This window comes from Gemmatimonadota bacterium (assembly GCA_016209965.1).
GTDB lineage: Bacteria > Gemmatimonadota > Gemmatimonadetes > Longimicrobiales > RSA9 > JACQVE01.
In genome coordinates this window covers 1-8420 of the sequence record JACQVE010000139.1, presented here as the reverse complement: position 1 = coordinate 8420, position 8420 = coordinate 1, and the positions used below count along the sequence as shown (strand labels likewise).

The 8420-nt window shown below is 69.1% G+C and carries 9 protein-coding genes; 5 read left to right on the top strand and 4 right to left on the bottom strand.

Going from position 1 to position 8420, the window contains the following annotated elements:
- Together HY703_05790 and HY703_05785 are read right to left on the bottom strand one after the other, a co-directional pair.
- Positions 1–1698: transglycosylase domain-containing protein (locus tag HY703_05790; protein MBI4544682.1), on the bottom strand; the 1698-nt coding region annotated here is incomplete at its 3' end.
- Positions 1699–1715: 17 nt separating this feature from the next.
- Positions 1716–2447: an SDR family oxidoreductase gene (locus HY703_05785; GenBank protein ID MBI4544681.1), complete on the bottom strand. Its 732-nt coding sequence runs from the start codon at positions 2445–2447 to the stop codon at positions 1716–1718.
- On the opposite strand from HY703_05785, the gene HY703_05780 reads away from it, so the two are divergent.
- The gene (locus HY703_05780) at positions 2446–4044 is read left to right on the top strand and encodes a class II fumarate hydratase (GenBank protein MBI4544680.1); all 1599 of its coding nucleotides are present in this window, start codon (positions 2446–2448) and stop codon (positions 4042–4044) included. The two genes, HY703_05785 and HY703_05780, sit on opposite strands and share 2 nt — an antisense overlap.
- 33 nt (positions 4045–4077) lie before the next feature.
- Positions 4078–4467 carry a DoxX family membrane protein gene (locus HY703_05775; protein MBI4544679.1) on the top strand — a complete coding sequence of 130 codons (390 nt, stop codon included), beginning with the start codon at positions 4078–4080 and terminating at the stop codon, positions 4465–4467.
- On the opposite strand, the gene HY703_05770 is transcribed toward HY703_05775, so the two are convergent.
- Positions 4464–4787, bottom strand: coding sequence for a helix-turn-helix transcriptional regulator (locus HY703_05770; GenBank protein MBI4544678.1), 324 nt, complete (start codon positions 4785–4787; stop codon positions 4464–4466). The two genes, HY703_05775 and HY703_05770, sit on opposite strands and share 4 nt — an antisense overlap.
- 412 nt (positions 4788–5199) lie before the next feature.
- Here HY703_05770 and HY703_05765 point away from each other — a divergent pair, with 412 nt between their 5' ends.
- The 3 genes from HY703_05765 (at position 5200) to HY703_05755 (ending at position 7922) form a co-directional block, all read left to right on the top strand.
- Complete coding sequence (locus HY703_05765; GenBank protein MBI4544677.1) at positions 5200–6375, top strand: methionine adenosyltransferase; 1176 nt, start codon at positions 5200–5202, stop codon at positions 6373–6375.
- A gap of 364 nt (positions 6376–6739) precedes the next feature.
- Entirely contained in the window at positions 6740–6913 is a 174-nt protein-coding gene (locus HY703_05760) for a hypothetical protein (protein MBI4544676.1), read from the top strand.
- Positions 6914–7025: 112 nt separating this feature from the next.
- Positions 7026–7922, top strand: a complete 897-nt coding sequence (locus HY703_05755; protein ID MBI4544675.1) for a deoxyribonuclease IV — start codon at positions 7026–7028, stop codon at positions 7920–7922.
- 143 nt (positions 7923–8065) lie between these two features.
- On the opposite strand, the gene HY703_05750 is transcribed toward HY703_05755, so the two are convergent.
- Positions 8066–8420, bottom strand: a 355-nt coding sequence (locus HY703_05750; protein ID MBI4544674.1) for a hypothetical protein, incomplete at its 5' end; no start/stop codon positions are given.

The following is an 8420-nucleotide window of genomic DNA, read 5'->3' as shown; positions in this document are numbered from 1 at the left end:
TTCGTTGCTCGTCCCCGTCTTCCCCGCGGCGGGCAGCCAGAAGCCGCCGCCGCGCACGCCAGCGGCCGTTCCGCGGTCCACCACATCCTCGAGCAGGCTCAAGGTGAGGAAGGCGACGCCCTCGTCCAGGGCCGCCTGCCGCACGACGGGTGCGCGCCAGATGGTGCGGCCGCGAGCATCGTCCACGCGGGTGATGACCCGCGGGCGCACCCGGGCTCCGCCATTGCCGAACGCGGCGTAGGCCGCCACGAGCTCCGCCGGAATGATGTCCGCGGCGCCCAGGTGCACGGAGGGGTAAGCGGGCACGCTGGTGGTGATGCCCAGCGCCTGCGCCGTCTCCACTACACGCGGCTCGCCGACCCAGCGGCCGATGCGGACGGCCGCGTAATTCGAGGAGAGCGCCAGGGCGCTGCGCAGCGACATGGTTTGCAGGCTGTCCGGCAGGTGATCGCTGGGCTCCCAGGGCGGCGAGCCGGGAGTATTGTCGATGACCAGCGGCGTGGTCTCGATGCGCGTGGTGATGGGCAGCCCCTGGCTCAGCGCGGCGGCATAGACGATGGGCTTGAAGGCGGACCCGGGCTGTCTTCGGGCCTGGAACGCGCGGTCGAACTGGGAAAGCGCGAAGTCGCGGCCGCCCACCAGAGCCCGCACGTCACCGGTCAGGGGATCGAGGGCCACGATCATGCCCTGCAGGTAGGCCGCGGCGGTGTCCCGGCCGGCGCCGGTGTCGGACGGGACCGGGTGCCGGTAGCGGCCGTATTCGCCAGCCTCGATGCGACGGAGCTGCGCCACCAGCGCTTCGCGGGCTGCGCGCTGCACAACCGGGTCCAGCCCGGTATAGACGCGCAGGCCGCGGATGTCGGCGTCAGCGCCGAAACGCTGGCGCAGCTCGCGGCGCACGCGCGCCACGAAGTAGGGGGCCGGCCCGGCCGCTTCCGGCGGCGGCGCCAGCCGGATCGGCCGCGCCTTGGCCCGCTCGGCCCGCGCGGCCTCGAGCACACCTTCCCGCACCATGACGTCCAGCACCAGGTTCCGGCGGCGGATCGCCTGAAGCGGGTGTTTGCGGGGATTGTTGCCCTCCGGATTCTTGGCCAGGGCAATGAGCAGCGCGGCCTCTTCCGGCGCGGTCTTGCTGGCCGGCCTATCGAAGTAGCCCCGGGCCGCGGCCTCGACACCGTACAGGCCATCGCCCAGGTAAATCTGATTCAGGTAAAGCTGCAGGATCTCCGGCTTGGTGAACTCCTGCTCCATGCGCCGGGCGAGCAGCACCTCGCACGTCTTGCGCCGCAGCTTCTCCGAGAAGGGGAGCTCCTCGGGGAAGACATTGCGCACCACCTGCATGGTGATGGTGCTGAAGCCTTCCCGCAGGGAGAGCGAGGTGAGGTCGCGCCAGGCCGCGCGCACGACGCCGCGCAGGTCGACGCCGCCGTGCTGCCAGAAGCGGCGGTCCTCGACCGCGACGAACCCGTCGCGCAGCAGCGCGGGCACCTCGTCCAGCTCGAGGACAATACGGCGCTGGGGCGAGAGGTCGGCGACCAGCGAGCTGTCCGCGGCGTACACCCGGCTGGCCTCGGGTGGGCGGTAGGCGCGCAGCGTCTCGATGGATGGGCAATCCCTGCCCTGCGCCGCGAGCAGCGCGGAGCAGCCGGCCGCGGTCGCGGCGGCCAGCAGGGAGACTGTGATCCAGCGACCTCGCATGGCGGGGTGATACACCGCTAGAGCAGCATCCTTCCCCCGTCCACCACGAGCACCTGCCCGGTGATGAAGTCGCTCCGCACCAGGAAGAGCAGAGCTTCGACGACGTCGTCAGGCGAGCCCAGCCGCTTGAGCGCCGAGGCCTCGCGACTCTGCTTGATCTGTTCGTCAGTGTAGTCCTCGGGGGGGAGCACCGTGCCCGGAGCAATGCAGTTGACCCGGATGTCCGGGGCCAGCGCGCGCGCCAGCACGCGCGTGAGGTGGACCAGCCCTGCCTTCGAGACGCTGTGGTGCGCGTAGGCCGGCCAGGGTTGGAAGGCCGACAGGTCCGCCAGGTTGATGATGCAGCCGCCGCCACCCTGGCGCAGCAGCGGCGCTGCCGCCTGGGCCAGCAGGAAGGGCCCCTTGAGGTTCACGGCCAGTACGCGGTCCCACTCCGCTTCCTGGATGCCCAGCAGCGGGCCTGACTCGAAGGTCGCGGCGCTGTTCACGAGCACGTCCAGGCGCCCAAACGAGTCCGCCGTGCGGCGCACCAGGGCGTCGACCTCCGCCTTCTGCGCCACGTCCGCGGGCACGGTCAGGACGCGGCGGCCCAGGCTGACGATCTCCGCGGCCGTGTGCTGGGCAGCCTCTGCAGAGCGGAAATAGTGGAGGACCACGTCGGCGCCGGCTCTCGCCAGGCCGAGGCAAAACGCTCGCCCGAGACGCCGGGCGCCGCCCGTCACCAGTGCCACCTTTCCTGCCAGCTCCATGGGGCGGAATAGTAGTGGCGCCCCGCCGGAGCAGCAATTAAACTGTGGCCGCCGTGTGGCCGCGTCGGGTGTCGCGTGTCGCCGGCTGGCCGTGTCGGGAAGCGGGAGCGGGAGCGGGACGCAGACGGCCGGGGCGCAGTCTTGGGCTTTCGTGACGTGGGAGGGCGCAGTGGGTGAGCGAGTATTTCGGGTCGAGCGGGATTCGCTGGGCGAGATGCAGGTCCCGGCAGATGCCTTGTGGGGCGCGCAAACGCAGCGGGCAGTCGAGAACTTTCCCATCAGTGACCTGCGCTTCCCGCGCCGCTTCATTGCGGCGCTGGGGATGATCAAGAAAGCGGCGGCGGAGACGAACGCCGATCTGGGATTCCTGCGGGATGCGGAAGTCGTGCGCGCCATCGCGGCTGCGGCCGAGGAGGTCATCCGGGGCGAGCACGACGGCCACTTCGTGGTGGACATCTTCCAGACGGGGAGCGGCACTTCGACGAACATGAACGCGAACGAAGTGATCGCGAACCGGGCCATCCAGCTCCTGGGCGGCGACATGGGCTCGAAGCGGGTCCATCCCAACGACCACGTCAACCTGGGCCAGTCCTCGAACGACGTGATCCCCACCGCCATGCAGGTGGCCGCGCGGATGGAGATTCACCAGGAGCTGCTGCCGGCGCTGGCCGGGCTGCGCTCGGCACTGGCGGAGAAGGCGGCCGAGTTCGATGACGTGGTCAAGTCGGGGCGTACCCACCTCATGGATGCGACTCCCGTGCGGCTGGGGCAGGAGTTCGGCGGATACGCGCATCAGATCGCGCTGGGCATGCGCCGGCTGCAGGAGGCGAGCGATGACCTGGCAGAGCTTCCGTTGGGTGGCACGGCGGTGGGCACGGGGATCAACACCCATCCGGGGTTCGCGCGCCGCGCCATCGACCGGATCGCAGTCATGGCGGGGCTGAGCTTTCGCGAGGCGGAGAACCACTTCGAGCGGCAGTCGACGCGCGATGCCGTGGTCTACGCGCACGGCGCGTTGAACACGCTGGCAGTCTCGCTCAGCAAGATCGCGAACGACCTCCGCTGGCTGGCCAGCGGGCCGCGGGCCGGCCTGGCCGAGATCACACTGCCGGCCATCCAGCCCGGGTCCAGCATCATGCCGGGCAAGATCAACCCGGTGCTGCCCGAGGCGGTCACCATGGTGGGCGCGCAGGTCATGGGGAACCACACTACGGTTACCCTGGCGGGGCAGGGCAGCTTCTTTGAATTGAATGTGATGATGCCGGTAATGGCGCATGCGCTGCTGCAGTCGATTGCCTTGCTGGCGCGCGCCTCGAGCGTGTTCCGCCAGCGCTGCATTGCAGACATCGTGGTGAACCGGGAGCGCTGCCAGGAGCTGCTGGAAGGGAACCTGGCGCTGGCCACCGCCCTGGCGCCGCGGATCGGCTATGACGCCGCGGCGGGGATTGCCAAGGAAGCATACGCCCGGGGCAGCACGGTGCGCGAGGTGGCGCGCGCGCAGGGCGTCCTCTCGGAAGCCGAGCTGGAAGCGCTCCTCGACCCCCGTACCATGACCGAGCCAGGGATCCCTGGCGGCGCGCCGCAGGCTGGCGCGTGAGACTGTGTTACCCTTCTTTTCTGGAGGTGAGCAATGGAGATCCTGCATCTGGTGGGCCGCGTCCTGTTCGGCGGCTACTTCATCTTCAATGCGATGGGTCACCTCGTGATGTACACGGACATGATGACCGACTACTCCCGGATGAAAGGTGTGCCGGCGCCGCGACTGGCCGTCTACCTCACCGGCCTGCTGCTGCTGGTGGGCGGCCTCACCATCCTGCTCGGCTACGAGCCGGAATGGGGCGTGGCCGCGCTCGCCCTCTTCTTCCTGGGCGTCACCTTCAAGATGCACGACTTCTGGAACCAGGAGGGTGAAGCGCGCATGTACCAGATGCTCTTCTTCATGAGGAACGTGGCCTTGTTGGGCGCGTCGCTCATGCTGCTGGCCCTTCCCGAGCCCTGGCCCTACAGCCTGGGCTATTAGTCGGCGGGCTGCGCCACGCTGCCCACGCGGACCAGCCCTTCGAGCGTGGCGAGCAGGCGCGAGAGCTGCTCCTGCCGCAGCCGGTTCAGGGTCCAGAGGCCGTCTTTCCTGCGATCAATAATGCGGGCGTCCTCGAGGATGGCGAGGTGGTGGGAGATGAGGGAGGGGGACAGGCCGAGGGCCGCGCCAATCGCGCCGCACGAGAGCTCGGCCGGCCTGCCGTTCGAGAGCAGTTCGACAATGCGGAATCGGTTCTCGTCGGACAGAGCCGCGAAGACGCGCACGATATCGCGGGGCGGCGTCGGCTGCCGGGATCCCACTCCGAATCCTCCAGTGGTCGATTTCGTGAGTACGGTCACGAAGGCCACCGCACTTGCGAATTCGACCACTCCAGTAACGACTGCCTGTCATCGGGCCGGCGGCTTGATACCCTGGCCGTCGGACCAGGTTTCCCCCTTTCCTGTTGCTCCAACCAGACATTCCACCGCCCCCATCAGCCATGGAGCAGGGCCGCGCGGGCAGCCACTCGGCCAATGCATCCTGCCGAATCTGGGCCTACGCCCATGAGCAGTCATGGCCAGATGTGCCAGCGGAAACCAGGTCCCAAGAGCGTGGCCATACCTGCTGCCGGCCGATGCAACACGTGTTCCTTGACACGGCAGCAGCTCGCGCCGACTTTTCTGGCCGGGGCACCTCACGGATCCACCTCACTCCAGCACCGAGAGACCCTGAATGGCACGAGATTATGTCTTGACGAGCGAGTCCGTTTCCGAAGGGCACCCGGACAAGGTGGCCGATCGCGTCAGTGATGCCGTGCTCGACGCGCACCTGGCCCGAGATCCGGAGGCGCGGGTGGCCTGCGAGACGCTGGTGACCCGCAACTACGTGTGCATCGCGGGCGAGGTGCGGAGCGCCGACCCGCTGACGGCGGCCGAGCTGGACGCGGTCGTGCGCGATGCCATACGCGACATTGGCTACACCGAGCCGGACGGCCGCTTCTCCGCGGACGGCGTGGAGGTCCACGTGCGGCTGCACGCCCAGGCTGCCGAGATCGCGCGCGCCGTGGACAAGGGGGATCCGCGTGCGCAGGGCGCCGGCGACCAGGGCATGATGTTCGGCTATGCTACGGATGAGACGCCCGAGCTCATGCCCGCACCCATCACCTGGGCGCACGCGCTCACGCGCGAGCTGGCAGCTTCGCGAAAAGCCAGGCGAGTCGATTGGCTGAGGCCGGACGCGAAGAGTCAGGTCTCGGTGCGCTATGTGGGCGACCGGCCGGTCGAAGTGACGCGCGTTGTTGTCTCGACGCAGCACGCGCCGCGCGTCGCAATGCGCGACATCCGCGAGTTCGTGCTCGAGGAGCTGGTGCCTCGCTGCGTGCCCGCCCCTTTCCGCCTGCCCGACTGGCAGGACCGCGTGCTCGTGAACCCGGCCGGCTCGTTCATCGAGGGTGGACCGGCCACGGATACCGGGCTCACGGGACGGAAGATCATCGTGGACACCTACGGCGGCGCGGCGCGGCACGGCGGGGGCGCGTTCAGCGGCAAGGACCCCTCGAAGGTGGACCGGTCCGCCGCGTATGCGGCGCGCTGGGTGGCGAAGAACCTGGTGGCTGCGGGAATAGCCCCGCGCTGCGAGGTATGCGTGGCGTATGCCATCGGCGTAGCGGAGCCCGTGGCCCTGGCCGTGGAAACGTTTGGCACGGCGGAGGCGGATGGAGCGGAGATCGAGCGCTGGATCCGGCAGACCTTCGATCTCACGCCTCGTGGCATCATCGAACGCCTGGAGCTGCTGCGCCCCATTTACGCAGCCACCTCGGCCTACGGCCACTTCGGACGGCACGGCGCCAATGGCGCCTTCCCCTGGGAGTCGGTTGCCCTGGCGGCGGCGGCCCGGGTATTCGCCTGACGCGACGAGTGCCTGCCTCCGGCACGCCCCTTGCAGTCTGGACTGGCCGGCGGGCACGCTGTACCCCCCTTATTCCACCCCGCCGGCCGAGCGCCCGCCCCCGGCCGGCGTTCCTCATCCAATTTCTTGGCCGAATCGTTGCGCCGCGATGTTTCGCCATCGGCCACGGAGGCGCTGGGGAACGCCCGGCTCGTGGTTGCGTCGGTTGCGTCTGCCTTCCTTGACATCAGCGCGGCCCGCCTTCATTATTGCGGCCTATCCGCTCCCCACGGCGGGAGTTCGGGTCGGCGGAGGAGCCGGTCGACGGAGGCTTCGCGGCAGGACCATCGAACCTCCCACAGCAACCCTTATTCGAGAGGTGATCATGAAGCGCTCGTTGCTGGTGGTTGTCGCAGCCTCGTTCTTGGCGTTCGCCGCGTGCGCCCGGGAGGAGCCCGAGGAAGAGGTGCCCGAGGTGGAAGAGGTTCCGCAGGCCGAGCCCGCACCTCCAACTATGGACACGATGCCGATGGACACCATGCCCCCGGCGACCCCGTAGGCTCGGGTTCCGGCCGGCAGCAGCCGGCCGCTGCGTGTGCGGAGAGGCGGCGCGGGTTTCTCGCGCCGCCTCTCCTTTCTGCGGTTGCTGCGGCAGTTGAGACCTGGTCCGCGTGAGCCGGCGCGTTCCCGCAGTCCGCGGCGCACGGGCGGCCGACGAGCTGGGCGCGCATGTTTCCAGTGCCGGCGGCGTGCAGCATGCGCCCGCACGGGCTGCGCAGCTCGGCGCCGTGGTGCTGCAGCTTTTCACCAAGCAGCCCAGCCGCTGGGCGGAGCCGGAGCTCACCGCGGAAGCCGTGGCAGGATTCCGCGAAGCACGCGAGCGTCACGGCATCGTGATGGCGGCGGCCCATGATTCCTACCTCATAAACCTGGCCACGCCGGATCCCGCGCTCTACCAGCGATCCTGCGAATCTTTCCGCCAAGAGCTGGAACGCTGCGTCGCCCTGGGAATCGAATGCCTCGTCACTCACCCCGGGAACGCCACGGATGGCGGACTGCAGCGCGGTCTGGCGCAGAATGGGGAGGCAATCGAGCGGGGGTTGGAAGAGGTGGGCGGCACGACCATGGTGCTGCTCGAGACCACTGCCGGCGCCGGCCGGGTGCTGGGCTCCAGCTTCGAGGAGATCGCCACCATCATCGAACGGGTCAGGCCGGCACTGCGCAGCCGGATGGGCGTGTGCCTCGACACCTGCCATGTCTGGGCGGCAGGTTACGACCTGCGCCATGATTACCAGGGGGTGCTGGCGCGCTTCGGAGACGTGATCGGACTGGACCGGCTCAGGCTCCTCCACCTGAACGACTCGCTCGCCCCACGCGGCAGCCGCCGGGATCGCCATGCGGCGATCGGCGCGGGGAGCCTTGGCCCCGCCCCGTTCCGCCAACTCGTGCGGGACGAACGGCTGATGCCCATCCCGAAGCTGCTCGAGACGCCCAAGGGGGAGGACCCGCTGGCCAGTGACCGCCGCAACCTGGGCCGGCTGCGCCGCTACCGCAGTCGGGGCGCCTAGCCTAGCCTAGCCTGGATTCCCACGGTACAGAGTTGACCTAACGCCGCGAGCGAGGTCAACCGTGTGCTGCCGGGGTTGGGGGGCCGCGACCGTGGGGACAGGCACGAGGCCGTCACGTTAGCCAGTCGATGGACTCCACGCCACTACCCGAATTGGAGACGGAGGCGCCGGCCACCCAGCCAGGGCACGGGGGGCGTAAGGTCGGCGAAACCAGCGGCGAGCAGCAGGGGGTTGTGGGCGCGCTTCTGGAAGCTGACGACGATCTCCTTCCCGGTGAGCGTGACGTGGCCCACGGCATCGACGAAGTCGCGGAAGAGGTGGCGGGACTTGGCGGTGGCGTAGCCGTTGCCGATCTGGGCGCCGAGCAGGCGGTAGAGGCTGCTGGCCATGAGGGTGAGCTGGAGGTCGCAGATGAACTTCATGGCCACAGCGGAGGAGAGGGCGTCCATGTGGACGAAGTCGATGCTGTCGGCGATCCCGTTCTCAATGACCATGCGC